Source organism: Mumia quercus (assembly GCF_025506335.1).
GTDB lineage: Bacteria > Actinomycetota > Actinomycetes > Propionibacteriales > Nocardioidaceae > Mumia > Mumia quercus.
In genome coordinates this window covers 575,979-599,183 of record NZ_JANZYO010000002.1, presented here as the reverse complement: position 1 = coordinate 599,183, position 23,205 = coordinate 575,979, and the positions used below count along the sequence as shown (strand labels likewise).

The window sequence follows — 23,205 nt, the reverse complement described above, 5'->3', positions numbered from 1 at the left end:
CCGGACATTCTAGGGCTCAGGCGATGTCGAGCTGGCGGATGAGGCGCTCCACGTGGCCGGTGGCCTTGATGTTGTACTGCGCGACCTCGATCTTGCCCTCTCCGTCGACGACGAACGTCGAGCGGATCACGCCCTCGATCACCTTGCCGTACAGCTTCTTGTCGCCGTAGGCGCCCCACGCGCGGAGCACCTCCTTGTCCGGGTCGGAGAGCAGCGTGATCGCCAGCCCTTCCTTCTCACGGAACTTCGCGAGCTTGTCGGTGTTGTCCGGCGAGATGCCGAGCACCGTGTAGCCGGACTCGTCGAAGGTCTCGCGCTCGGCCGTGAAGTCGCACGCCTCGCGTGTGCACCCCGGCGTCATCGCGGCGGGATAGAAGTACACGATGACCTTGCCGCCCCTGAGGTCGGAGAGCGTGACCTCCTTGCCGTGGTCGTCCACAAGCGTGAAGTCCGGGGCCTGATCACCTGGCTGCAGTCGCGTGGTCATGGCCCTATCCTTGCCTATCGGTAACGTGGGCTCGACAGGCGACCGCCGTCTCGGAGCGGGCAGCGCCACCCCGAACACGCAACGAGGAGACGACGTGGCGAACGACACCAGGCCAGAGGTCCCGACGACGATTACCGGGACGCCTGACCAGCTCGTCTCTCAGATCGACGAGGTCAGGAACCGTCTCGCGATGAACGTCGACCAGCTCGTGGACCGTGCGAAGCCGAAGAACGTCGCGCGCCGCGGGATCGCTGACGTCAAGGCGCACTTCGTCGCGCCGTCGGGCGAGCCTCGCCTCGAGAACATCCTCCCGGTCGCCGGCGCCGTGGTCGGCGTCATCGGCCTCATCGTCGTGATCCGCAAGATCGTGAGCGGCTGAATGGCCGACGGGCTTCCCATCCGGATGCTCCACGACCGGCTCCTGGTGTCGATCGACCCTGACGCCGGCGACCGGCGGTCCTCCGGCGGCATCGTCATCCCGGCGACGGCTGCTCTCGGTCGACGCCTCTCGTGGGCGAGGGTGGAGGCGGTCGGCAGCAGCGTCCGTACGGTCCAGATCGGCGACCGGGTCCTCTTCGACCCCGACGAGCGGGCCGAGGTCGAGGTGCGCGGCAAAGACTTCATCCTGCTGCGCGAGCGCGACCTGCACGCGGTGGCGGCCGAACGCATCGACGACGACCACACCGGGCTCTACCTCTAGGCCCTGGTCGGCACAGGGAGGAGCCGATGGCTCGCGAGCAGGGATTCCTCGCCCGCATCGGTGACGCCGCGGACGTGCGCGGTTCCCGGATGCCGGTCGCGGTGCGCGCCCGCCTGAGATGGGTGCGCGCACAGCTGACGTCGATCGCCCAGGTGTCGCTCGGTGCGGCGATCGCCTGGGTGATCGCCCACGACGTCATCGGTCACCAGCAGCCGTTCTTCGCACCCGTCGCGGCGATCCTCGTGATCTACGCCGGCACGGGCGGTCGCCGGCAGATCATGCTCGAGCTGTTCGTCGGCGTCTCGGTCGGCGTGCTCGTCGGAGAGTCGCTGATCTCGCTGATCGGCCGTGGCTGGTGGCAGATCGGCGTGATCGTCGCCCTCGCCTCCGTCTCGGCGACGTTCCTCGGGCTGCGAGGCCTCGCCCGTACGCAGGCGGCGACGTCGGCGAGCCTGCTGGCCGCGATCCTGCCGGTGACCGCCGGCAACCCGGCCGTCATCCGGTTCGTGGACGCGGTGGTCGGTGGTCTTGTCGGGCTCGCGATGGCGCTGCTCATCCCCGGCAACCCTGCGCGTCGCGCCAACCGTGAGATGCAGGCCGTCCTCCGTACGCTCGACCAGGCGCTGCGCGGCATCGAGCTGGCGCTGCGTCTCGAGGACGCCGGGCCCGCGTGGACGGCGCTTCAGCAGGTGCGAGGGCTCCAGCCAGCGATCGAGAGCCTGGCGACGACGATCTCCAGCGCGGACGAGATCGCCCGCTACTCGCCGCTGCGATGGCGCCAGCGCAGTCACGTCGAGCGCTATGTCGTCGCCATCCGCGACGTCGACAACGCCGCGCGCGACACCCGCGTGCTCGCCCGCCGCGTCCACACGATGCTGCGGCGCGGCGAGCACTCCTTCCCTGGCATGCCGGAAGCGGTCAGCCTGCTCCAGGAGGCCGTCGGCATCTTCGCCGACGACATCGCCGTCGCCGACGCGTACGACGACGCGCGCAGCAAGCTCATCGAGGCGGCGCGGATGGCGACGGTGGCGCTGCCGAGCGCCGCGACGATCAACGACGCCGCCGTGGTCGCCCAGGTGCGCGCGCTCGCCTCCGATCTCCTCTACGCGACGGGCATGACGCAGGCGCAGGTCGACCGGGCCCTCGAGGTCCGTGGCACGTCCTGACGCTCAGCCGGTCGAGGAGACGAGCGACGGGAGTCCGAGGGCGCGGTTCTGAGCACGCAACGCCTCTGCGGAAGCGCGCAGTCCGGCAAGGTCGGTCTCGTCGAGCGGCAGCACGGCAGGGCCCGCTGCGCCGTCCGCGCCCACGACGCACGGAGCGGACAGGCAGACGTCGCTGATCCCGTACTGGCCCGTCAGCAGCGTGGAGACCGGCAGGAAGCGGTGCTCGTCCCTCAGCACTGCCGCCATGATGTCGGCCATCGCGAGGCCGATCGCGTAGTTGGTGGCGCCCTTGCCCTCGATCACCGAGTACGCCGACTTGGCGACGGTGTCGCGGATCTCGTCGTACGACGACGCCGTGATCGCCCGACCCTCGACGTCGTACGACCCCAGCGGCACGCCGCCCACGTTCGCCGACGACCACAGCACGATCTCGCTGTCGCCGTGCTCGCCGGCGACCACGGCGTGAACGCTGCGGGTTGAGACGTGCAGCCGACGGGACAGCAGGTAGCGCAGCCGTGCCGTGTCGAGGACCGTCCCGGACCCGAACACACGACCTGGCGGCAGATCGAGCAACCCGATGGCCGCGTAGGTGAGGACGTCGCACGGGTTGGTGACGATGACGTAGAGGGCGTCCGGGGCGTGCTCGCGCACGGCGCCGAGGACGCTGCGGGTGATGCCGACGTTGACCTCGGCGAGGTCGAGCCGCGTCTGGCCGGGCTTCTGGCGCGCGCCCGCGGTCATGACGACGATGTCGGCACCGGCGCACGCCGCCGGGTCGTCGCTGCCGACGATCGTGGTCGGTGGGGCGAAGGCGGCGCCGTCGTTGAGGTCGCCTGCCTGGGCCGCGACGAGCCCGGTCGCGATGTCGTACAGGACGATCTCGTCGGCCAGACCGCGCAGGACCGCGGCGTACGCGACGGTGCTGCCGACGGACCCCGCTCCGCAGACCGCGATCTTGGTCCCCCGCGACTGCTCGGCCATGCTGACGAGTCTGTCATCGGCTGACGTGCTCCGCAGCGCGCGAATCGTCCGGCGGTACTACGGTCGTCGCATGGCGATGGTGGTGACGTTCGGCGGCCCCTTGGAGTACGCCAACCAGGTGTGGAACGACGTGGAGCCCGACGCGGACGGCTACGTGCTGATCCTCGGTGGGGCAGGTGCGGGACCGGAGGCGTGGTACCTCGTGGACCCGGAGTCCGAGACGATCCCGACCGAGCAGGGAGACGCCCTGCCCGCCGAGTACGCGGGCCAGACCAAACCGGTTCCGTAAGGCTGCGTCGCTCAGTCGATCATCGCGAGAGCGACACAGCACAGGTAGCCGACCACGAGCGTCGCCGCGGCGCGCTCGCCGTGCTTCGGCCAGCGCGTGTGCGGCCACCGGAAGTGGCCCACCGTGTAGAGCACGAAGAAGGCGCCGAACGCGGCGCGGCGGCCCGCCGCCAGCCAGTCGCTCGCGGCCACCGCGGTCGCGCAGGCGACGAACGAGACCACCGCGATCATGGCGAAGGTCACGCCGAGCCACGTCCGCCGAGGCACGGCGGGACGGTGAGCGGTCTCGGAGGTCACAGCCCCCGATCCTACGAAACCCTCGTTCAGAGGTGAACCGGCTCGGACTCGTACGCCGACACCCCGGACGCGCGCAGCTCCTCGAGGGCGTCCAGCGACGCGTGCACGTCGGTGACCGGGACGCCGCTCAGCTGGTTGGGGCTGAACTCCCACCACCGCGACGCGAGCAGACGCTCGACCGTGGCGTCGTCGAAGCGCTGACGGATCGGCCGTGCCGGGACCCCACCCACGATCGTGTACGGCGCGACGTCCTTGGTGACGACCGCGCCCGCGGCGACGATGGCGCCGTCACCGATGGTGACGCCGCGCAGGATCGTCACGTTGACGCCGATCCAGACGTCGTTGCCGATCGCGAACGGTCCGCCTCGCCACTCGTTGCCGCCGGCGGCGCGGGTCTCGGCCGCGGGGAACTCCTGAGCGGTCGGGTGCCACCCGAACCGCTGCGGGTTGTACTGGAACGGCGAGGTGCTGAGCCACTCGATCGGGTGCTCGGGGTGGCCGATCGCGACGTCGGGGCCGATCGAGCAGTAGCGCCCGATCGAACCGGTCGTCTTGATCAGGCCTGACGTGAGGTAGGTGTACGCGCCGACCGTCACCGGGTGGAGCACACGGACCCGTCCCGCGATCTGCACCGGTGGCTCGCACGTGAGGTTGGCCACGGAGACCTTCGGAAGCCGGTCGAGGCCGTCGACGCCGACGGGCTCGGTGGCGTCGGGTTCGTCCTGCGGATCCTCGGGCGTGGGGTGGTCGGTGACGGGCTCGGGAGACGGGGCATCTTCGGGTCGCTGACGGAACGGCAGGCGCAACGGATTCTCCTGGGGGCTGGATGACGTCGGCTTGTCGCCCAGCCTAGGGACTCCGCGGCTCCCCTCCTACCCCCGTCCCCGTGCATGGGTTGAAGTCCGGTCGATCGGGTACCCGACAGGGGAACGCACACCTGACGAAAGGGAACGTGATGAAGGGAAAGCTGGCTCTCCTCGGAGGTCTCGCCGTGGGTTACGTCCTCGGGACGCGCGACGGCAGGGAGCGCTTCGAGCAGATCAAGGGCAGGGCCCGGAGCATGTGGAACGACCCCACGGTCCAGCAGAAGGTGAGCGACGCCCAGGACTTCGCCAAGGAGAAGGCTCCTGAGGTCCAGGAGAAGGTCACCCAGACCGCGAAGGACACCGTCGGCAAGGTGACTCACCGCAAGGACGACGGCGGCGAGCACGCCGCGTCCCCGACGTCCTCGACGTCCTCGACCAGCTCGACGCCCTCGACCGGCTCCGCGAGCTCGACGAGTCCGTCGACGTCCTCGACCGGCTCTACGAGCCCTTCGGGCAGTCGGTCGACCACGGGCCAGGCCGGATGACCGGAGCCCGGCCGGAGCACCCTCCGCACCCCGACGACCCGAGCAAGCCCGAGTCGCCGACCGACATCACGAAGCCGTCGTGGACGTACGTGGTGCGCAAGGCGCTGCGCGAGTTCTCCGAGGACGAGTGCCTCGACCTCGCCGCCGCGCTGACGTACTACTCGGTCCTCGCGCTGTTCCCGATGATGATCGCGCTGCTCTCGCTGGTCGGACTCTTCGGGCAGGGCCGCGAGACCGTCGACACCCTGCTCGGTGTCCTGCGTGACGTCGGGGCGAACTCGGCGGCCGACACCGTGGAGCCGACCCTCGTCCAGCTGAGCGAGGGGAGCGGCGCCGGTCTGGCGTTCGTGCTGGGCCTGGCGGTGGCGCTGTGGTCGGCGTCGGGGTACGTGGGGGCCTTCGGCCGGGCGATGAACCGCGTGTACGAGATCGACGAGGGCAGGCCGATCTGGAAGCTGCGCCCCGTCATGCTCCTCGTCACGCTGATCACCGTGGTGCTGTGCGCGCTGGTCGCGCTGGCGCTCGTCCTGACCGGACCCGCTGCCCAGGCCGTCGGCGACGCCGTCGGGCTGGGGGAGACGGCGGTCACCGTCTGGAACATCGCCAAGTGGCCCGTGATGCTGTTCGCCGTGATCCTCGTGATCGCGATCCTCTACTACGCGACGCCGAACGTCCGCCAGCCGAAGTTCCGGTGGCTCAGCGTCGGTGCCGTCGTCGCCATCGTCGTCTGGATCATCGCCTCGGTCGCTTTCGGCTTCTACGTGGCGAACTTCTCCAACTACAACCGGACGTACGGGTCGCTGGCGGGCGTTGTCGTCTTCCTGCTGTGGCTGTGGATCACCAATCTGGCCCTCCTCTTCGGCGCCGAGCTCGACGCCGAGCTGGAGCGCGGTCGCCAGCTGCAGGGCGGGATCGCGGCCGAGGAGACGATCCAGCTCCCGCCGCGCGACACGAAGAAGAGTGACAAGGCCGCGGCCAAGCACGAGGAGGACGTCGCCCGAGGGCGTCGACTCCGAGAGAGCCGAGGGAAGTCAGCCTCCGAGCCGGAGTAGCCCCCTCTGGGTGGTCGAGTAGTCCGAGCCGGCAACCTTCTGGGTGGTCGAGTAGTCCGAGCCGCTGGGCGAGGGCGTATCGAGACCTGGTGGTGGGTCTCGATACGTGGGCTCGGCTAGCGCCTCGCCCGCTACTCGACCAGCCAGGTTCCGCTGGTCGAGTAGTCCGAGCCGCTGGGCGAGGGCGTATCGAGACCTGGTGGGTCTCGATACGTGGGCTCGGCTAGCGCCTCGCCCGCTACTCGACCAGCCAGGTCCCGCTGGTCGAGTAGTCCGAGCCGCTGGGCGAGGGCGTATCGAGACCTGGTGGTGGGTCTCGATACGCGGGCTCGGCTAGCGCCTCGCCCGCTACTCGACCAGCCATCTCTGGGTGGGCGAGGGCGTATCGAGACCGCTCAGGCGGGGCGGACGACGCTGGCGAGACCGGTCGGCGGGAACCACGCCGGCACCGCGCGCCGGAGGGTCGTGGGGCCCTCGATGCGAAGGGCGCCGCTGCGTACGGCGCGCTCCCAGGTAGTGTCCCCGCGCCAGACGCGCGTCAGGTCCCGGAGCCCCGAGGTGACGGTCACCGACACCGGGCGTTCGGGGTCGATGTCGCACACGTCGGTCTCGTCGGGCTCGATCACGATCCACCACCGCCGAGAACGTCCGCGGACGTCGTCGAAGACGAAGTGCACCACCTCGGGCGGGTCGTCGACGGCGCTGAGGTCGACGTTGCGGTGCATGTCCCACATCAGGAGCTTGGGATCGAGGTCCTCGTCGCCGAGCGTGCCGATCCAGCGGACGCCCCACGTCCCCACCGACTCCACGACCTGGCGCAGCTCGGCGCCGGCAGGGGTGAGGACGTACCGGACGTCGTTGCCCTCGACCTGCTTGTCGACGATCCCCGCAGCGACGAGCTGGTGCAGCCGCTTGGAGAGCAGCGACGGCGACATGCGGGGAAGACCGCGGCGCAGGTCGTTGAAGCGCTGGCTGCCCGTGACGAGCTCGCGGACCAGAAGCAGGGTCCAGCGCTCGTCGAGCAGCTCCATGGCCTTCGCGACGGGACAGAATTGGCGGTACGAGGCCCCCATCCGTGCAGCGTACGACCGGTACAGATCTCGTACTAGGCCCGTTGTCCGGCCGTCCGTAGCGTCGACCCCATGCACAACGAAGGGGGAAACGTCTCATGACGAGCGAGAAGACAGCAGCACCGGTCGCGCCCGAGGACGTCGCGCTCAAGGCGAAGCACCGCGCGATGTGGGCGATGGGGGACTACCCGGCGGTGGCGACGGAGGTGATCGCGAGCCTCGGGCCCGTCCTCGTGGACGCCTGCGGCATCGGTCCCGGTACGACCGTCCTCGACGTGGGTGCCGGGTCCGGCAACGCCGCGCTCCCGGCGGCACGGGCCGGTGCGACGGTCACGGCGAGCGATCTCACGCCTGAGCTCCTGGACGCCGGCCGCCAGGAGGCGGACCGTGAAGGGCTCGCACTCGGGTGGCGTGAGGACGACGTCGAGCACCTGGGCGTCGACGACGCGTCGTACGACGTGGTGATGTCGTGCGTCGGGGCGATGTTCGCGCCCCATCACCAGGAGACGGCCGACGAGATCGTCCGGGCGTGCAGGCCGGGCGGCACGATCGGGCTGCTGAGCTGGACGCCGCAGGGTTTCATCGGGCAGATGTTCGCCACGATGAAGCCGTACGCCCCGCCGCCTCCGCCGGGGGCGCAGCCTCCGCCGTTGTGGGGCGACGCCGACCACGTCCGTACGCTCTTCGGCGACCGCGTCGAGGACGTCCAGGCGACGGTGCAGACGCTCGCGGTCGACCGGTTCGCCGACGGGGAGGAGTTCCGGGACTTCTTCAAGGCGACGTACGGGCCGACGATCGCGGTCTACAAGGCGATCGCCGACGACCCGGAGAAGGTGGCCGCGCTCGACGCGGAGCTCGCGGCGCTCGCCGAGCGCTCCGGTGTCCGCGACGGGGCGATGCTCTGGGAGTACCTGCTGTTCACCGCGCACAGGGTGTGACCTGCGCCGGGCCGACCGTCGCCGGGGTCACACCCCGGTGAGGTCGGCCCACAGCGCGGCGTGGTCGGAGGCCTCCTCGACCTTCGCGGTGAGCGTCGGGAAGATCTCCCAGGGGTCCTTCGTCCGCGCGCCGCGCCACACGCCCTTGCGGAAGACGCCCCCGGCGGTCACCTTCGCGAACAACGGGTCGGAGAGCAGGATGTAGTCGATCTTGTCCTTCTCGTTCCCTGACCCGTACGTACCCCGCCGGTGGTTCCAGTCGAAGTCGGGGTGGGCGCTGATGTCGGTGAGACCGTCGAGGTCGAGCAGCGGGGCCAGCGCGGCGCTCTGCGGGTCGTCGTTGAGGTCGCCGGTGACCGCGACGTGGTCGAAGCCCTCGTTGCGCAGCGAGCGGACGATGCGCGCGACCCGGCTCGCCTGCCGTTCGCGGCGCTTGGCGCCGGTCGGGTCGCCGGGGGAGGAGTACCCCTTGGACTTGAAGTGGTTCGCGAGGACCACCAGGCGGGTGCCGAGCGGGGTCTCGACGTGGTACTCGCAGCAGTCGCGCGAGAACACCGTGCCCTGCGGGTCGGTATCGAAGATGTGGGTGCGCATCTGCACCAGCCGGTAGTCGCCCTGCGCCATGAGCCCCACGTCGATCCCGCGTGCGTCGTTGCCCTCGATGACCATCACCTGGTCGTACGTGGTGCCGCCGACCGCAGGGAGCAGCGCCTCCGAGAACATCTGCAGCCCAGGCCGGTCGTCGGCCTCGACGACGGTGACGACGTCGGCGCCGAGCTCGTGGAGGACGCGCGCGGTGTTCTCGGTGGCGCGGGCGTTGACGGCGACGGTCTTGAGCTCGATCCACCCGACCCAGTCAGCCCGCCCTTCGGCCACGAGCGTGACCGGACCGGTCCGTGGGCGGCGGACGAGCTGGCCACGCACCTTGCGCAGGCGCACGTACGGTCCCTCGTCCGCACGCAGGACACCGAGGGTGTCCAGCAGGGCGAGGATGTCGTCCTCGGCGCCCGCGTAGCTGTGTCGGTCGAGCAGCGTGGACAGCCGTGCGTGCGCCGCGAGCACCTTCTTGCGGGTCGCGCTGTCGCCCTCGCCCTCGGCCATCGCCTTCGGACGGGCGAACAGGTTCTCGACGTTGAACGAAGCCAGCCTCATGGTGATCCCCCCGACGTCAGTGTGCGTCGGAGGGAGGGTCACAATGACCGGATTGCGGCGTTAGAGACTTCCTGTGTCAGATCACGCCGAGGGAGAGCATCGCGTCGGCGACCCGTACGAAGCCCGCGATGTTGGCGCCCGCGACGTAGTTGCCCGGTGTGCCGAACTCTTCGGCTGTCTCGGCGCACCGGTCGTGGATGCCGCGCATGATCTCCGCCAGGCGCTCCTCGGTGTGCTCGAACGTCCACGAGTCGCGCGAGGCGTTCTGCTGCATCTCGAGCGCGCTCGTCGCGACGCCGCCGGCGTTGGCGGCCTTGCCGGGCGCGAAGCGCACCCCGGACTCCTCGAAGACGGCGATGGCCTCGGGCGTCGCGGGCATGTTGGCGCCCTCGGCCACGATCGTGCAGCCGTTCTTCACCAGCGCGACCGCGTCGGCACCGTTGAGCTCGTTCTGGGTCGCCGAGGGGAGGGCGATGTCGCAGGCGACGTCCCAGATCGAGCCGGACTCGACGAACCGCACGCCGTTGCCGTGCAGCTCGGCGTACTCGGAGATACGGCCGCGGCGCACCTCCTTGACCTCCTTGAGGAGCGCGACGTCGATGCCGTCGTCGTCGACGACGTAGCCGCTGGAGTCCGAGCAGGCGACGACCGTGCCGCCGAGCTCGTGGACCTTCTCGATGGCGTACGTCGCCACGTTGCCGGAGCCGGAGACCACGACGCGCTTGCCGTCGAAGGAGTCGCCGGCGGCCTTGAGCATCTCCGAGACGAAGAAGACCGTGCCGTAGCCGGTGGCTTCCTTGCGCACCTGCGAGCCGCCCCAGGTGAGGCCCTTGCCGGTCAGGACCCCGGACTCGTACTGGTTGGTGATCCGCTTGTACTGGCCGAAGAGGTAGCCGATCTCGCGGCCGCCCACGCCGATGTCGCCCGCGGGGACGTCGCGGTACTCGCCGATGTGGCGGTAGAGCTCGGTCATGAACGACTGGCAGAAGCGCATGACCTCGGCGTCGCTGCGGCCCTTGGGGTCGAAGTCGGACCCGCCCTTGCCGCCGCCGATCGGCATGCCGGTGAGGGCGTTCTTGAAAACCTGCTCGAAGCCGAGGAACTTCACGATCCCCAGGTAGACGCTGGGGTGGAAACGCAGCCCGCCCTTGAACGGGCCGAGGGCGGAGTTGAACTCGACGCGGAAACCACGGTTGATCTGGACGCGTCCGGAGTCGTCGACCCACGGCACGCGGAAGATGATCTGGCGCTCGGGCTCGCAGATGCGTCGGATGATCGCGGCGTCCACGTACTCGGGTCGCTTGGCGACGACGGGCCCCAGGCTCACCAGCACCTCGCGGACCGCCTGGTGGAACTCGGCCTCGCCCTGGTTGCGACGCAGGACCTCGTCGTAGACACCCTGCAACTTCTCGTCGACGCTCGACACGCCCGGCACCTCCTGTAGTTTCAACCCCCAACGAGGCTAGCCCGGCCCTGGTGAGCCCCTGCCAGCGCCTACGTCAGAAGGGGATCTGCAGGGTTGCGCGGATCGGGTTGTGGTCGGAGGTGAAGGGGGTCCGGTAGAGCTTGCCCTTGAGGCGGACGACCACCGTGAACCGGCTGACCCCGATGCCGGGGGAGACGTACACGTGGTCGACGTGGTGGCTGGTGCGCCACGGGCGCCGACGCAGCTGGTTGGCGCTGTTGTAGCTGCCGTGCTTGCGGGTACGCGCCACCGCGAACGCGTCCCTGGCGCCGATCCCCTGACGCATCGCCCGGCGCGGGCCGTCGAAGGTGTACTTGCGCGACGCAGAGGAGTTGAAGTCCCCTGCCCAGATGATCGGCCAGGAGGCGCCGTGGGCCCGTCGTACGGCGAGGGTGTCGGCGATGAGGTTCTGGGTCTGGCGGTAGCGCTTGCGGTCCTTGGCCGCGCCGGGCCCGTTGACGAGGTGCGCCGACGTGACGAGGAACTTCGCGCCGGTCGCCTTCTCGGTCAGCAGCTGGTAGCACGCGAAGTCGGCGCTCTTGGCGTACGAGCGGTCCAGGAGGATGCGCCCGGAGATCGTCCGCGACCCCGTGAACCGCGTGCGGTCGTAGAGGATCCGCGTACGGGCGTCGCGGACGCGGGTGCCCTTGACCTTGGCGCAGCGGGCGTTGGCGGCGTAGCGGTGCTTCACCCTCCGGTAGAGCGACGGGAAGATCGTGTTGCCGTTCGCCTCCTGCAGCGCGAGCACGTCGAAGCCGTTGCTGAGGATCTGCGAGGCCACGCGGGCGCGTCGCTTCGCGGTCCAGGGGAGCACCTTGTCGTCCTTGTGGATGTTGAACGACCCCATCCGCACGGTCGTACGGCCCGCGGCGGCGGCCGCCGTACCGGAGGAGGGCGGGACGGCGGTGAAGACGGCCGCCACGGTGGTCAGGGCGACGAGAGCGGGCCCGGTCCGGGCGAGAGATGCCATGTCCTCCATGCGATACCCGGTCCGGCGGGTCCGCAAACGCAGGCCCTGGGGCTCCATAAGTCGCTGGCTCGCCCGGCACCGGACCCGTACCCTGCGGCCATGACCGTGCACGCTGACCAGGCCGTCGAGGTCGTGACCCTGGCGTCGCGCCCCGAGCTCGCGCCCCTGCTCGACGGATTCGACGGCGCCTGGCCGGAGTTCATGCGCTGGGACCCGATGGGCGCGCTGTACTACGCGGTGGTCGAGGAGGCGTACCCCGAGTTCGCGCTCCTCGCGCTGGACCCGGAGAGGCCGGACCGGGCCCTGGCGTGCGCGTTCAGCGTCCCGCTGGCCTGGGGCGAAGACCCGCTGCCCGCCGGCGGGTGGGACCGCATGATCCAGCGGGCCTCGCTCGACCGGACGCTGGGGACGACGCCGACGATGGTCTCTGCCCTGGAGATCTGCGTGCAGCCGGACCTGCGCGGACGCGGGCTGTCGGCCGTGATGCTCGCCGAGATGCGGGCCAACACCGCTCGGCTTGGGTTCGACACCCTCGTCGCGCCCGTGCGGCCCAGCGGCAAGCACGCCTTCCCGGACGTGCCGATGGAGGAGTACGCGCGGCGGGTGCGCGCCGACGGCCTTCCCGAGGACCCCTGGTTGCGGACCCACGTGCGCGCCGGCGGTGTCATCGAGGGTGTCGCCCCCCGCTCGATGGTGGTCTCCGGGAGCCTCGAGGAGTGGCGCGGGTGGACGGGGCTGCCGTTCGACACCACCGGGCCCGTCGAGGTCCCCGGGGCGCTCGCACCCGTGCACTGCGACGTGGCGCAGGATCACGCCGTCTACGTGGAGGCGAACGTCTGGGTCCGGCACCGCGCCGGATGAGCGGACGTCAGCGGCCGCGCGCGTCCGCCTCGTCCTGCTCGACCTGCTGACGGAGCCTCGCGAACTCCTCGGCGAGGCGCGGCAGCGTGAAGTGGGCGTTGAGCCCGCTCGGGTTCGGCAGGACCCAGAGGCCGGCGCCTCCGACCTGCCGCTCCTGCGGACCGATCACCGCGCGCGGCTCGTCGAACGCCGCGCGGTAGCCGGTGATGCCGAGCACGGCGACCCACGCCGGGCGTACGCGGTGCGCCAGCGTGTCCAGCGCCTGCCCGCCCGCCACGAACTCGTCGCGGGTCAGCTCTGCCGCGCGGGCGGTCGTCCGGGCGACGAGGTTCGTGATGCCCAGGCCGTGGTCCAGGAGCGCCTCGCGCTCCCACGGCTCGAGGCGGCGCTCGGTGAAGCCCGACAGGTGCAGAGCGGGCCAGAAGCGGTTGCCGGGCCGGGCGAAGTGCAGGCCGGTCGCCCCTGAGTACAGCCCTGGGTTGAGCCCGCAGAACAGCACCCGCAGACCGGGGCGCACCCAGTCGGGGATCGTCCGGCCCTCGGCCGCGGCGACCTGCTCCGGAGTCGGGCGTGGGGGAGGGCGGTCCCTCGGTGCACCCATCGCGTCAGTGCTCGCGCAGGAGCGACCCGGAGCCGTCGACGCGGTCGTCGATGCCGTGCTGGCGCAGCGCGTGCCACAACGTCGCCGCGTTGATCGCCACGACCGGCTTGCCCAGCTCGGCCTCCAGCGTCTGGGACAGGCCCACGAAGGAGAGGTTCGTCCCGACCTGGACGACCGCCTCGACGTCCGGGCCGTCCAGCTCGGCCACCACCTCGCGCAGCCGGGGCTCGTCCACGCGGGCGATGTCGGTCGCCGTCGCGCAGCGCAGGCCGGTGATCGCCGCCACGTCGAAGCCGGCCTCGGTGAAGAACCGGCCGACCTCGACGTCGGCGACCGGCTGGTACGGGGAGAACACCGCGAGGCGACGGACGCCGAGCTCCTCGAGCGCGGCACGGCACGCGCTCGCGCCGGTCGTCACGGGGAGCCCCGTCGCCTCACGCAGGCGCCGCTCGAACGCGGCGTTGCCCTCGACGCCGCCCCAGAACGTCTCGGCGGACATCCCCATGACGAGCCGGTCGGGCTCGGCGGTCAGCACGTCGCGTACGGCGGTGTCGATGGAGGCCCGGATCTGCACCAGCAGCGCCTCGAACCCCGCGTTGCCGGCCATCGACGGGTCGGCGATGTGCATCGACCCGGCACGGAAGGCCACACCCTCGACCCCCGCGCGCCAGTAGTCGTGCTCGACGACGGTGTTGGTGCTGGGCACGATGACGCCGAAGACGGCGCGTGGTCCTACGACGTTCGTCACGGCGCCCGAGACTACCGCCTAGGTTGAGGGCGGGGACGCGAGACGGAGGAAGGGAGCGCGATCCGTTGACGAACCGCACGATCGGCATCGTCGGAGGAGGCATCATCGGACTGGCCGTCGGACGGGAGGTGGCGCGCCGCTTCCCCGACGACCAGGTGGTGGTCTTCGAGAAGGAGGACCGCCTCGGGGCGCACCAGACCGGTCACAACTCCGGCGTCGTGCACGCCGGGATCTACTACGCCCCCGGCAGCCTGAAAGCGCAGCTGTGCACACGTGGACGTCACCTGCTCGAGGAGTACTGCGCCGAGCGGAGCCTCCCGTACGAGCGGTGCGGCAAGCTCGTCGTGGCCGTCGACGACGCGGAGCGGGCGCGCTTCGACGCGCTCGAGCGGACCGCCCGCGAGAACGGGGTGCCGGGTCTGCGCCGGCTGGACGGTTCGGGGATCGCCGACGTCGAGCCGTACGCGGCGGGCGTCGTCGCCCTGCACTCCCCGCACACGGGGATCACCGACTACGTCGCGATCGCGCGGGCGCTCGGGGAGGACGTCGAGAAGGCAGGGGGGACCGTCCACCTCTCGACGCCGGTGACCGCTCTTCGGGCACGGGCAGGTCGCCTCGTCGTCTCGACAGCGCAGACCGGCGCCGCGGGCGGACACCCGTACGAGGTCGACCGGCTCGTGCTGTGCGCCGGGCTGGAGAGCGACCGGGTCGCCCGGCTCGCCGGAGGCGACCAGGCCCCGCGGATCGTGCCGTTCCGGGGTGAGTACATGTCGGTGGTCGCCGCCAAGCAGGATCTCGTGCGCGGGATGATCTACCCGGTCCCCGACCCGCGCTACCCGTTCCTCGGGGTGCACTTCACCCGGCGCGTCGGTGGCGGCCTGGAGGTGGGCCCGAACGCGTTCCTCGCGCTGAGCCGGCAACGGTACGGCCGCGGCTCGTTCTCGGTCCGCGACGTCGCGGACACGCTCGGCTGGCCGGGCTTCTGGCGGTTCGCCGGCGCGCACTGGCGTACGGGGCTCGACGAGATCCGGGGGGTGCTGTCCACCCGGGCGTACATGCGGTCCGCCCAGCGCTACGTGCCCGCGATCGGTCCCGCCGACGTGACACGCGCGGGTCTCGGGCTGCGCGCACAGGCCGTCGGCCGCGACGGGTCGCTCGTCGACGACTTCGTGATCGAGCAGCGCGACGGGGTCACCGCGATCCGCAACGCGCCCTCGCCCGCGGCGACGTCGAGCCTCGCCATCGCCGAGCACGTGGTGGACCGGATGGGGCTGGACGCGCCCCGTCGGTGACGGTTCGCTCAGCGGCCGCGGGTGGGCGTCTCGAGGTCGCCGACCTGCTGCTGCGCGTCGCCGTAGTAGTCGCGCAGCACACGCCGGGCGACCCGGTCACCCCACCGCTCCAGCCGACGCTTGCCCGCCTCGCCCCGGTGCAGCACGCGGTAGCGGACCGTGTTCGCCGCGATCGCGCCGGCGGTCGCCCACGGCACGCGGACGGGGAGCCCCAGCTCGCGCATGCTCCGCACCCCGAGGAACGCGGTCAGCATGGACAAGGTCCGCTCCCGGCGGTACCACCCGTACGGCAGCGCGCCGACCGTCTCGATGATCGACTGGGCCAGCTCCGGACCGGCGTCACTGATGTCTGCCTGCGCGCGGACGACGTGGTAGTTGAGCCGGTGCCGGTCGCGCTCGGTGTCCACGAGCCACTGGTCGTCGACTCCCATGAGCCAGCCGACGTACTTCCACAGGTGCATCACCGCGCGGGAGTCGTCGCGCGTGATCGGGACGCCGAGGGCACGTGAGCCGAGGAGCAGCACGCCATCGAAGAGGCCGAGGGTGGCGGCCTGGTCGGTCTGGTTGATCGGGAGGCCCCAGCGCTCGACGTCCCACGTCTGCGCGAATGTGTGGTTGACCAGCGCGTGCATCGCGCGGACGTGGACGGTCAGCCGCCAGCCCTCGGCGTACGGGTGGAGTGCGCCGGGCTGCATGATGGCGACCGACCACTTCTGGGTCTCGGCGATGCGGCGTCGGGTCATGTCGCCCGTGAGCCCGCCGGTCGCGACGAGGAGGTCGGTCGGACCGCCGAACCGGTAGCCGCCGATCAGCGAGAGCTGGAGGAGGACGTCGGCGGCGTTGCGCCCGAGACGGCGGGCGACGCGACCGCCTTCGGCGATGAGGTCGTGGTCGACCCAGTCGGGCGTGGCCTCGACCGCGGCGAAGAACTCCTCGAGCGCAGGTGCGGGGTCGACGACCGTCCCAGGGCCGGCGAGCCGCGTCGCGAAGTCGCGCATCGAGACCCGGCCCGGCTCTCCTGCTCGCATTCGCATCGCCTCGGCGAGCCGGTCGCCGAGCTCGTCGCACTGCCAGAATCCGGCGCCGAGGCGCGCCATCAGCTCCTCGTCGACCCGGCGGACCCCGCCGACGAGCTTCAGCGGGCGGGCGATGCGGGCGCTGCGCTCCTCCGCCTCGCGGTAGCGCGTCGGGAACGCGGGGCGCGCGGGGGCCGGTGTCTCCGTCGTCGTCATGTCCTCATCGTGACGCGAGTAATTGCTCGCATACCAGTCGCGTCTTCGGGAAGGTTCCATGCGAGCGATCGCTCGCCTACGATGCCCGCATGGATCCCGTGCTGGTTCCACGCAAGAGGCCGCGCCAGGCCCGCTCGCGCGCAACGGTCGAACGCATCGTGAGCTCGGGGCGCCAGGTGCTCCTGCGCGACGGCGACGACGCCTTCTCGACCAACCGGGTCGCCGACGCGGCCGGCATCAGCCCGGGCTCGCTCTACCAGTACTTCCCGAACAAGCACGCCATCGTCGCCGCGATCGTCGAGCGCTACGCCGACGAGGTTGCTGACCAGGTGACGGCATCGCTGACCGACCGGCTCGGTGGGATGGGCCCGGACATGGTGCGGGCCTGCGCCGACGCCCTCGTCGAGGCCCTCGAGCAGCACGCCGACCTCCTACGCGTGGTCTTCGAAGAGCTGCCGGCACGCCAGAACGCCGCCCGTCGCGCGGCGCTCGAGCGTCGGGTCCAGGATCTCGTCGCAGCGCTGCTCGCCGCCCAGCCAGGGGCGCTCGCGGGCCGTCGGCCCGCCGCGATCGCCTGGGTGCTCGTCCTCGCCGTCGAGAACCTCGCTGTCCGGTGGGTCCTCGACCCGGGGCCGCTGTCGCGCGACGAGCTGCTCGACGAGCTCGTCCGGCTGTGCCTGGGCTACCTGCCTGCGGTGGACGCACGGCGTACGGCGCCGGCGTCGGGCTAGGGTGCCCGCGTGGAGCTGTCGAAGATCCTCGAGGGCCGCTGGACCTGCCGTGCGTACCGGACCGAGCCCGTGCCGCGCGAGACGCTGCGCGACGTGCTGGCGCTCGCGCAGCGGACACCGTCGTGGTGCAACACGCAGCCGTGGCAGGTCCACCTGGTCGAAGGCGAGGCGACGGAGAGGTTTGCCACCAGCCTGACCGCGCACGTGCAGACCTCCGCTCCGTCGCCCGACCTGCCGTTGCCGGACGACTACGTGGGCGTCTACAAGGAGCGTCGGCGCGAGTCCGGTTACGCGCTGTACGCGAGCCTCGGCATCGCGCGGTCCGACGGCGAGGCGCGGGGTGTGCAGATGCTGAAGAACTTCTCGTTCTTCGGGGCGCCCCAGGTCGCCGTGATCACGACCGACCGGAGCCAGGGCGTCTACGGTGCGATCGACTGCGGCGGCTACGTCACCAACCTGCTCAACGCCGCGTACGCCCACGGGGTCGCCACGACCCCGCAGGCGGCCGTCGCGATGTACTCCGACCACGTGCGGGAGTTCCTCGGGCTGGCCGACGACCGGCTCGTCGTCTGCGCGGTCGCGCTCGGGTTCGCCGACGAGGACCACCCGGTCAACGGGTTCCGTACGAGCCGTGCGTCCGTCGACGACACGGTCACGTTCGTCTCGGAGTGACCCGCGGCGCGGCTCACTCCTCGCGGGGGCTCCGCTCGGCGATGTTCCCGTCGGCTCCGACGAGCGTCACGACGTCGTCGGAGCCGCGGACGGAGCCGCCGGTGATCGTGGCGCCCGCGTCGGCGACCACGCCGACCAGGCGTACGCCGGGACCCACCGTGACTCCGTCGAGGAGGACGCTGTCGACGACCTCGGCGCCCTCGTCCACCTCGCAGCCGGGTCCGACGACGCTGTGCCGCACCGACCCCGCGACGACGCTGCCCGGGGCGAGGAGTGCCTCGCGCACGTCGGCCGAGGGCGTGACGCGCGCCGGCAGGCGTACGGGGGCGGCGGTGCGGATGGGCCATCCCGGGTCGTCCAAACGGACTCCCGAGCGGTCGAGCACGTCCATGTGCGCCCGCCAGTAGCCGGGCACGGTGCCGAGGTCGCGCCAGTAGGAGTCGAGCCGGTGCTCGACGACCCGGCGGTTCTCCACCAGATAGGGCACGAGCTGGTCGCCGTAGTCTTCGAGCTGGTCGTGGACCTCCAACAGGTGGTCGAACGCCTCCAGCAGGGTCGTGGTGCGGTAGGCGAAGATCTCGGCCGCGACGACGTCGGTCGCCGGTTCGTCGGGCTTGTAGGCGAAGCCGGTGACGCCGCCGTCGTCGTCGACCTCCACGACGCCGTGGCGGGAGGCGTCGGGGACACCGGTGGTGGTGACGATCGTCAGGTCCGCGTCCGTACGCGCGTGCGTCTCGAGGACGTCGCGCAGGTCGAGCGTGTACAGGTGGTCCGCGCTGAGCACGAGCGTCACGTCGGAGGCGCGCTCGCGCAGCGCCTCCGCCTGCCGGGCGAGCGCGTCGGCGTTGCCCTGGGCGAAGCCGCCGCCCTCAGCGCCCTCGAAGGGCGGAACGACCCTCAAGCCGCCCCAGGAGCGGTCGAGGTCCCACGGACGACCGTGGGCCAGGTGCTCGTTGAGCGACCCAGGGAGGTACTGCTCGATCATCCAGACGTCGCTGACGCCGCTGTGCACGAGGTTCGACAGGACGATGTCGACGAGACGGTAGGAGCCGGCCACCGGGACAGCGGGCTTGGCGCGGCGCTCGGTGAGCTCGCCGAGCCGGCCGCCCTTCCCGCCGGCGAGGACGATCGCGATGACGTCGAGAGGACGCATGGGGGAACTGTAGGTGGCTGCCGCCCTCCGCGCCGGTCGTCAGGTGGTGACCTCGACGACGACCTTGCCGCGGTTCGCCCCTGACATGAGGCGCGCGAAGGCCTCCGGAGCCCGGTGCAGGCCTGCGTGCCGCTCCTCGTGGAGGACGAGGTCGCCGCTGGCGAGCAGCTCACCGACCTTCGCTGCGTGCTCGGACGCGAGGTCGCCGTGGTCGTACACGACCATGCCGTGGACGACGGCCCGCGCCGTCATGACCGCACCGGCATCCAGCACCGTACGAGGGCCGTCGTTGTACTGGTCCATGAGGCCGCACAGCGACACGCGCGCCCCCACGGCGAGCTGCTTCACGACGCCGGTGAGCGTCGGCTGGTCGGCGAGGTGGAGGTAGCCGTCGATGCCGTCGGGGCAGGCCTCCGCGAGCTGGGCCTCCCAGTCCGGCGCGGTGCGGACGACGGCTGCGCGGTAGCCGAGCACGTCCACCGCGTCCTTCGCCTTCTCCGACGTGCCGACGATCGCGACCGGCCTCGCTCCGGCGGCCGCGACCAGAGCCCCGGCGACCGAGCCGACACCGCCGGTCGCTGCGGAGACGACGACGGTGTCACCGGGACGGGGCACCAGGTGGCGTTCCAGCGCGGCGTACGCCGTGAGCCCCGGCATCCCGAGTGCGCCGAGGACGGCCGAGGGTGGCACCCCGTCCGGGACCGTGAACGGGCGGACCGACGTGGCGGGGACGACCGCCCGTGCCCGCCAGCCCGTCTCGGCGAGGACCCACGTGCCGGCGGTCACCGACGCGCTGCGGGAGGCCATGACGCGGCCGATCGCGCGACCCGGGACCACCCCGCCGATCGGGACCGCCGGCTCGTCGAGGTGCCCGGGGCCGAGCACCGAGCGGAGGTAGGGATCGAGCGAGAGCTCGGAGACCGCGACGAGGACCTCGTCGGGGCCGGGCTGGCCCACGGGGACGTCGGTGACGGCGAAGTCGTCGGGGCGAGGAGTGCCGGCCGGACGACGGGCGAGCGTGACGGCAGGGGTGGTGCTCATGGTGGAACAGCATTCCACAGAGATAGAGTGTCGCCCGTGCCAGCACGACTTTTCGGACCTCTCGTCTCCACCGCGGACCCGGCGGCCCACCGTGCCCTCTTCCGCGACGTCCTCGGCATGGAGGAAGGCGACCCCACTGCGCTGACCTCGGCCGATGCCCGCACGCTGTTCGGCGGAGCCGTCTCCGGGGCGGACGTCTCCGCCCTCCGGACGCCGGGCGCGGACGCGGGCGTCGTCGTGTGCCGCTTCTCTCCTGACGGGCAGGAGACCATCCGCTCGGGGGAGTCGAAGGTCGATCGCGACGCGCTCAAGGTCGTCGACTTCCACGCCCCCGACTTCGACGCTGCGGTCGCGCACGCACGTGCGTGCGGCTACGAGGTCGTCGAGTCGCAGGCCGAGTACGACCTGGTGGGCGAGGCCACGCTCCGCGAGGCGCACGTCCGCGCGGCCGACGGCGTGCTGGTGGCCTTCCTCGGAGGGCCGGCGCCGTTCTTCGCCGACTTCGTCCGGGTGACCGACCGCCTGGTCAGCGAGGCCGTCGGCATGACCTTGCCGCTGTCCGACGCCAAGGCGTCCGTCGACTTCGCGCGCGAGGTCTTCGGGTGGGACGTCGTCTACGAGTACGCGATCGACGCCCCGTCGGTCGCCGCGCTGATCGGTGTCGACGAGCCGCTCGACGTCAGCGCCCGCAGCATCGGCTCCGCGCGGCACGAGCCGTACCTGAGTCTCATCGACTACGGCCTGCCGCCCGACGTCGGCGTCTCGCTGCGCGGCCGTTCTGCCGCACCGCGCCGCGGGATGCTCGGCGTGGTCGTCCTCGCCGACGACCTCGACGAGGTGCGTCGCGCGGCAGGCGCGGCGGCGAGCCCGGTGGTCGACCTCGCGCTCGACCCGCTCGGCGCCGTGCGCGCGTCTGTCGTCGTGCCGCCGCACGAGATCCCGCACCTGGTCGTGGAGGTGGTCGCGTGAGCGCCGTGACGGAGGAGACGTACGACGTCCTGGTCGTCGGTGCGGGGACGGCGGGCATCCCCACCGCCCTGCACGCGGCGCGCGCCGGGGCCCGGGTGCTGCTGGTCGAGAAGGACGCGCGCATCGGCGGCACGCTCCACGTCACCGGCGGCCACATCGCCGCGGCGGGGACCCGGCGCCAGGCCGAGCGCGGCATCACCGACACGGTGGCCGACCACCTCGCCGACATCCGCCGGATCAGCCGAGGCACCGCGCGCGACGACCTCGTCTCGATCGTCGCCGAGAACGCCGCCGACACGGTCGAGTGGCTCGCCGACCGCGGCTTCGCCTTCGCGCCGGAGACGCCGAGGATCATCTACGGGCACGAGCCGTACGAGACCGCGCGGACGTACTACGGCAAGGACGAAGGCCTCTCGATCCTCGCCGTGCTCTCCGAGGAGCTCGACAAGACGACCGCCTCGTACGACCTGACGCTCTGGCTGAGCGCGACGGTCACCGAGCTGCTCACCGACGAGGCGGGGGCGGTGACGGGTGCGGTCGTGCACCGGCGCGGCAAGGACGTCACCGTGACCGCGCCCGCGGTGGTGCTCGCGACCGGCGGGTACGGGGCCGACCCGGAGCTCTTCGAGGAGCTCGAGGGTGCGCCGCTGGTGTCTGCCGCCGCGCGGACGTCGACGGGTGACGGGATCCACCTCGCCATGGCGATCGGCGCCGGCCTCCAGGGCGAGGGGACGTACCTGCCGACCTTCGGCGGTCTGCCCGATCCCCGCACGCCCGGCCGCGCGAACTGGTCCGACCGACAGCGCCTCACCAGCGAGCGCGCCCCGTACGAGATCTACGTCGACCGCGACGGTTTGCGGTGGGTCGCCGAGGACGAGGAGTCGATCGACGAGAAGGAGCGGGCGCTCGCGCAGATCCCGGACCAGACGTTCTGGACCGTCTTCGACGACGCCGCTCTTGAGCGTGCTCGCGGCGGTGTGGAGCAGATGGTGGTCGGCAAGGAGCCCGACGAGGTCCGGGCGATGATGGGCCAGCGGCCCGGCCTGCACGCGGCGGACTCGATCGAGGAGCTTGCCGCGCTGGCCGGGATCGACCCGAAGGGGCTGGTCGAGACCGTGGCGCGCTACAACGCCGCCGTGGAGGCCGGGCACGACGAGGAGCACGGGCGGACGTTCCTGCCTGCGCCGATCGCGACGGCGCCGTTCTACGCGGTGCGCAACCACGCCATCACCCTCGTCACGTTCCAGGGGGTCGACATCGACGCCTCGTTCGCGGTGCGCGACGAGAGCGGGACACCCGTGCCCGGCCTGTACGCGGTCGGCGAGGTGATCGGCGCCGGCGCGACCTGCGGCAACAGCTTCTGCTCGGGGATGCTCGTGACCCCGGCGCTGACCTTCGGGAGGCTGCTGGGCGAACGCCTCGGCGAGGCCGCCACGGATCCGGACAGGAACTGACCGCAACCCGGCTTACCGTCGGGACATGACCACGACACGCATCCCCGCCGACTACGGCGCCGTCAGCCCGTACGTCTGCGTCCGCGGAGCAGCCGAGTTCGTCGACTTCATGGTGGCCGCCTTCGGCGCGGTCGAGCGCGGGCGCTTCACCCTTCCCGACGGGCGGCTCGGGCACGCGGAGGTGCTCATCGGGGACCGCGTGGTGATGGCGTTCGACGCGGCACCGCAGTGGCCCGACTGCATCGCCCTGCTGAGCCTGTACGTCGAGGACGTCGACGCGACGTTCGACGCCGCGCTGACGGCAGGCGCGAAGGTGGTGACCCCGCTGGCCGACGACGCGTTCGGCAGCCGCGGCGGCCGCGTCCGCGACCCGTTCGGCAACATCTGGTGGCTGGCGTCGCACCTCGAGGACCTGACGCCAGAGGAGATGGAGCGCCGCCTCGCCGAGCCCGCGTACCAGCAGCAGATGGCGACGGCGATGGAGACGTTCGACGCCGAGATGCGCTCCCGCGTCGGCTGAGCGTACGTCGGCGT

The 23,205-nt window shown here is 71.5% G+C and carries 27 protein-coding genes; 14 read left to right on the top strand and 13 right to left on the bottom strand.

From position 1 onward, the window contains the following. Nucleotides 1-16: 16 nt before the first annotated feature. Nucleotides 17-487: a thioredoxin-dependent thiol peroxidase gene (gene bcp / locus NYZ95_RS06270; RefSeq protein ID WP_262849831.1), complete on the bottom strand. Its 471-nt coding sequence runs from the start codon at nt 485-487 to the stop codon at nt 17-19. Nucleotides 488-581: 94 nt separating this feature from the next. On the opposite strand from bcp, the gene NYZ95_RS06265 reads away from it, so the two are divergent. The 3 genes from NYZ95_RS06265 to NYZ95_RS06255 are packed head-to-tail and all read left to right on the top strand — an operon-like array spanning nt 582 to nt 2,353. After that, on the top strand, nt 582-866 hold the full coding sequence (locus tag NYZ95_RS06265; protein ID WP_262849830.1) for a DUF3618 domain-containing protein: 285 nt from the start codon (nt 582-584) through the stop codon (nt 864-866). After that, nucleotides 867-1,187: a GroES family chaperonin gene (locus NYZ95_RS06260; protein ID WP_262849829.1), complete on the top strand. Its 321-nt coding sequence runs from the start codon at nt 867-869 to the stop codon at nt 1,185-1,187. It begins immediately after the preceding gene. A gap of 26 nt (nt 1,188-1,213) precedes the next feature. After that, nucleotides 1,214-2,353, top strand: a complete 1,140-nt coding sequence (locus tag NYZ95_RS06255) for an FUSC family protein (protein ID WP_262849828.1) — start codon at nt 1,214-1,216, stop codon at nt 2,351-2,353. Nucleotides 2,354-2,356: 3 nt separating this feature from the next. Here NYZ95_RS06255 and NYZ95_RS06250 read toward each other — a convergent pair whose 3' ends face one another. Then, on the bottom strand, nt 2,357-3,334 hold the full coding sequence (locus NYZ95_RS06250) for an L-lactate dehydrogenase (RefSeq protein ID WP_262849826.1): 978 nt from the start codon (nt 3,332-3,334) through the stop codon (nt 2,357-2,359). Nucleotides 3,335-3,404: 70 nt separating this feature from the next. Between NYZ95_RS06250 and NYZ95_RS06245 the strand changes: the two genes are divergently transcribed. Beyond that, nucleotides 3,405-3,623: a hypothetical protein gene (locus NYZ95_RS06245; protein WP_262849824.1), complete on the top strand. Its 219-nt coding sequence runs from the start codon at nt 3,405-3,407 to the stop codon at nt 3,621-3,623. An 11-nt stretch (nt 3,624-3,634) separates the two neighbouring features. Here NYZ95_RS06245 and NYZ95_RS06240 read toward each other — a convergent pair whose 3' ends face one another. After that, a complete protein-coding gene (locus NYZ95_RS06240; protein WP_262849822.1) occupies nt 3,635-3,919 on the bottom strand; it encodes a hypothetical protein in 285 nt (94 codons plus the stop codon). Between the two features lie 26 nt (nt 3,920-3,945). Further along, complete coding sequence (locus NYZ95_RS19990) at nt 3,946-4,725, bottom strand: CatB-related O-acetyltransferase (protein ID WP_279307337.1); 780 nt, start codon at nt 4,723-4,725, stop codon at nt 3,946-3,948. Nucleotides 4,726-4,874: 149 nt separating this feature from the next. On the opposite strand from NYZ95_RS19990, the gene NYZ95_RS06230 reads away from it, so the two are divergent. Together NYZ95_RS06230 and NYZ95_RS06225 are read left to right on the top strand one after the other, a co-directional pair. Continuing rightward, complete coding sequence (locus NYZ95_RS06230; RefSeq protein ID WP_262849820.1) at nt 4,875-5,270, top strand: YtxH domain-containing protein; 396 nt, start codon at nt 4,875-4,877, stop codon at nt 5,268-5,270. Next, complete coding sequence (locus NYZ95_RS06225) at nt 5,267-6,322, top strand: YihY/virulence factor BrkB family protein (protein ID WP_262849818.1); 1,056 nt, start codon at nt 5,267-5,269, stop codon at nt 6,320-6,322. Before NYZ95_RS06230 ends, NYZ95_RS06225 begins: the two co-directional genes overlap by 4 nt. A 395-nt stretch (nt 6,323-6,717) precedes the next feature. Here the strand turns inward: NYZ95_RS06225 and NYZ95_RS06220 are convergent, their stop codons facing one another. Beyond that, nucleotides 6,718-7,395 (bottom strand): winged helix-turn-helix transcriptional regulator, encoded by a 678-nt coding sequence (locus tag NYZ95_RS06220; protein WP_262849816.1) that lies wholly within the window; start codon nt 7,393-7,395, stop codon nt 6,718-6,720. 95 nt (nt 7,396-7,490) lie between these two features. Between NYZ95_RS06220 and NYZ95_RS06215 the strand changes: the two genes are divergently transcribed. Then, the gene (locus NYZ95_RS06215) at nt 7,491-8,330 is read left to right on the top strand and encodes a class I SAM-dependent methyltransferase (protein ID WP_262849815.1); all 840 of its coding nucleotides are present in this window, start codon (nt 7,491-7,493) and stop codon (nt 8,328-8,330) included. A gap of 27 nt (nt 8,331-8,357) precedes the next feature. Here NYZ95_RS06215 and NYZ95_RS06210 read toward each other — a convergent pair whose 3' ends face one another. The 3 genes from NYZ95_RS06210 to NYZ95_RS06200 form a co-directional block, all read right to left on the bottom strand. Beyond that, on the bottom strand, nt 8,358-9,482 hold the full coding sequence (locus NYZ95_RS06210; RefSeq protein WP_262849813.1) for an endonuclease/exonuclease/phosphatase family protein: 1,125 nt from the start codon (nt 9,480-9,482) through the stop codon (nt 8,358-8,360). 76 nt (nt 9,483-9,558) lie between these two features. After that, on the bottom strand, nt 9,559-10,908 hold the full coding sequence (gene gdhA / locus NYZ95_RS06205; RefSeq protein ID WP_262849811.1) for an NADP-specific glutamate dehydrogenase: 1,350 nt from the start codon (nt 10,906-10,908) through the stop codon (nt 9,559-9,561). Nucleotides 10,909-10,981: 73 nt separating this feature from the next. Further along, complete coding sequence (locus NYZ95_RS06200) at nt 10,982-11,917, bottom strand: endonuclease/exonuclease/phosphatase family protein (RefSeq protein ID WP_262849809.1); 936 nt, start codon at nt 11,915-11,917, stop codon at nt 10,982-10,984. Between the two features lie 99 nt (nt 11,918-12,016). Here NYZ95_RS06200 and NYZ95_RS06195 point away from each other — a divergent pair, with 99 nt between their 5' ends. Next, a complete protein-coding gene (locus NYZ95_RS06195) occupies nt 12,017-12,778 on the top strand; it encodes an N-acetyltransferase (RefSeq protein ID WP_262849807.1) in 762 nt (253 codons plus the stop codon). Between the two features lie 7 nt (nt 12,779-12,785). Here the strand turns inward: NYZ95_RS06195 and mug are convergent, their stop codons facing one another. Both mug and NYZ95_RS06185 read right to left on the bottom strand, forming a co-directional pair. Then, the gene (gene mug / locus NYZ95_RS06190; RefSeq protein ID WP_262849805.1) at nt 12,786-13,379 is read right to left on the bottom strand and encodes a G/U mismatch-specific DNA glycosylase; all 594 of its coding nucleotides are present in this window, start codon (nt 13,377-13,379) and stop codon (nt 12,786-12,788) included. Nucleotides 13,380-13,383: 4 nt separating this feature from the next. After that, nucleotides 13,384-14,127 (bottom strand): maleate cis-trans isomerase family protein, encoded by a 744-nt coding sequence (locus NYZ95_RS06185; protein ID WP_262849803.1) that lies wholly within the window; start codon nt 14,125-14,127, stop codon nt 13,384-13,386. 65 nt (nt 14,128-14,192) lie between these two features. Between NYZ95_RS06185 and lhgD the strand changes: the two genes are divergently transcribed. Continuing rightward, complete coding sequence (gene lhgD / locus NYZ95_RS06180) at nt 14,193-15,419, top strand: L-2-hydroxyglutarate dehydrogenase (RefSeq protein WP_262849801.1); 1,227 nt, start codon at nt 14,193-14,195, stop codon at nt 15,417-15,419. A gap of 8 nt (nt 15,420-15,427) precedes the next feature. On the opposite strand, the gene NYZ95_RS06175 is transcribed toward lhgD, so the two are convergent. After that, a complete protein-coding gene (locus NYZ95_RS06175) occupies nt 15,428-16,651 on the bottom strand; it encodes an oxygenase MpaB family protein (RefSeq protein ID WP_262849799.1) in 1,224 nt (407 codons plus the stop codon). Between the two features lie 89 nt (nt 16,652-16,740). Here NYZ95_RS06175 and NYZ95_RS06170 point away from each other — a divergent pair, with 89 nt between their 5' ends. Then, on the top strand, nt 16,741-17,382 hold the full coding sequence (locus tag NYZ95_RS06170; protein WP_262849797.1) for a TetR/AcrR family transcriptional regulator: 642 nt from the start codon (nt 16,741-16,743) through the stop codon (nt 17,380-17,382). Nucleotides 17,383-17,391: 9 nt separating this feature from the next. Continuing rightward, nucleotides 17,392-18,054: a nitroreductase gene (locus NYZ95_RS06165; RefSeq protein ID WP_262849795.1), complete on the top strand. Its 663-nt coding sequence runs from the start codon at nt 17,392-17,394 to the stop codon at nt 18,052-18,054. Between the two features lie 13 nt (nt 18,055-18,067). Here the strand turns inward: NYZ95_RS06165 and NYZ95_RS06160 are convergent, their stop codons facing one another. Both NYZ95_RS06160 and NYZ95_RS06155 read right to left on the bottom strand, forming a co-directional pair. Next, nucleotides 18,068-19,207 (bottom strand): glucose-1-phosphate adenylyltransferase family protein, encoded by a 1,140-nt coding sequence (locus tag NYZ95_RS06160; protein WP_262849794.1) that lies wholly within the window; start codon nt 19,205-19,207, stop codon nt 18,068-18,070. A 39-nt stretch (nt 19,208-19,246) separates the two neighbouring features. Beyond that, on the bottom strand, nt 19,247-20,248 hold the full coding sequence (locus tag NYZ95_RS06155) for an MDR family NADP-dependent oxidoreductase (protein ID WP_262849792.1): 1,002 nt from the start codon (nt 20,246-20,248) through the stop codon (nt 19,247-19,249). A 36-nt stretch (nt 20,249-20,284) separates the two neighbouring features. Here NYZ95_RS06155 and NYZ95_RS06150 point away from each other — a divergent pair, with 36 nt between their 5' ends. Genes NYZ95_RS06150 through NYZ95_RS06140 form a run of 3 tightly spaced genes read left to right on the top strand, consistent with a single transcriptional unit; the run spans nt 20,285 to nt 23,191 of the window. Then, nucleotides 20,285-21,217, top strand: a complete 933-nt coding sequence (locus NYZ95_RS06150; RefSeq protein ID WP_262849790.1) for a hypothetical protein — start codon at nt 20,285-20,287, stop codon at nt 21,215-21,217. Beyond that, nucleotides 21,214-22,671 carry an FAD-dependent oxidoreductase gene (locus tag NYZ95_RS06145; protein WP_262849788.1) on the top strand — a complete coding sequence of 486 codons (1,458 nt, stop codon included), beginning with the start codon at nt 21,214-21,216 and terminating at the stop codon, nt 22,669-22,671. Before NYZ95_RS06150 ends, NYZ95_RS06145 begins: the two co-directional genes overlap by 4 nt. Nucleotides 22,672-22,696: 25 nt before the next feature. Next, nucleotides 22,697-23,191, top strand: a complete 495-nt coding sequence (locus NYZ95_RS06140; protein ID WP_262849786.1) for a VOC family protein — start codon at nt 22,697-22,699, stop codon at nt 23,189-23,191. Nucleotides 23,192-23,205: the final 14 nt, after the last annotated feature.

Bases quoted from the DNA above. Each gene is read 5' to 3' on its own strand.
- NYZ95_RS06140 (WP_262849786.1), top strand. From the start codon at position 22,697: ATGACCACGACACGCATCCCCGCCGACTACGGCGCCGTCAGCCCGTAC.
- mug (WP_262849805.1), bottom strand. From the start codon at position 13,379: ATGGGTGCACCGAGGGACCGCCCTCCCCCACGCCCGACTCCGGAGCAG.
- bcp (WP_262849831.1), bottom strand. From the start codon at position 487: ATGACCACGCGACTGCAGCCAGGTGATCAGGCCCCGGACTTCACGCTT.
- NYZ95_RS06170 (WP_262849797.1), top strand. From the start codon at position 16,741: ATGGATCCCGTGCTGGTTCCACGCAAGAGGCCGCGCCAGGCCCGCTCG.
- NYZ95_RS06155 (WP_262849792.1), bottom strand. From the start codon at position 20,248: ATGAGCACCACCCCTGCCGTCACGCTCGCCCGTCGTCCGGCCGGCACT.
- NYZ95_RS06250 (WP_262849826.1), bottom strand. From the start codon at position 3,334: ATGGCCGAGCAGTCGCGGGGGACCAAGATCGCGGTCTGCGGAGCGGGG.
- NYZ95_RS06160 (WP_262849794.1), bottom strand. From the start codon at position 19,207: ATGCGTCCTCTCGACGTCATCGCGATCGTCCTCGCCGGCGGGAAGGGC.
- NYZ95_RS06260 (WP_262849829.1), top strand. From the start codon at position 867: ATGGCCGACGGGCTTCCCATCCGGATGCTCCACGACCGGCTCCTGGTG.
- NYZ95_RS06220 (WP_262849816.1), bottom strand. From the start codon at position 7,395: ATGGGGGCCTCGTACCGCCAATTCTGTCCCGTCGCGAAGGCCATGGAG.
- NYZ95_RS06215 (WP_262849815.1), top strand. From the start codon at position 7,491: ATGACGAGCGAGAAGACAGCAGCACCGGTCGCGCCCGAGGACGTCGCG.
- NYZ95_RS06230 (WP_262849820.1), top strand. From the start codon at position 4,875: ATGAAGGGAAAGCTGGCTCTCCTCGGAGGTCTCGCCGTGGGTTACGTC.
- NYZ95_RS06210 (WP_262849813.1), bottom strand. From the start codon at position 9,482: ATGAGGCTGGCTTCGTTCAACGTCGAGAACCTGTTCGCCCGTCCGAAG.
- NYZ95_RS06175 (WP_262849799.1), bottom strand. From the start codon at position 16,651: ATGACGACGACGGAGACACCGGCCCCCGCGCGCCCCGCGTTCCCGACG.
- NYZ95_RS06245 (WP_262849824.1), top strand. From the start codon at position 3,405: ATGGCGATGGTGGTGACGTTCGGCGGCCCCTTGGAGTACGCCAACCAG.
- NYZ95_RS06200 (WP_262849809.1), bottom strand. From the start codon at position 11,917: ATGGCATCTCTCGCCCGGACCGGGCCCGCTCTCGTCGCCCTGACCACC.
- NYZ95_RS06255 (WP_262849828.1), top strand. From the start codon at position 1,214: ATGGCTCGCGAGCAGGGATTCCTCGCCCGCATCGGTGACGCCGCGGAC.
- NYZ95_RS06225 (WP_262849818.1), top strand. From the start codon at position 5,267: ATGACCGGAGCCCGGCCGGAGCACCCTCCGCACCCCGACGACCCGAGC.
- NYZ95_RS06195 (WP_262849807.1), top strand. From the start codon at position 12,017: ATGACCGTGCACGCTGACCAGGCCGTCGAGGTCGTGACCCTGGCGTCG.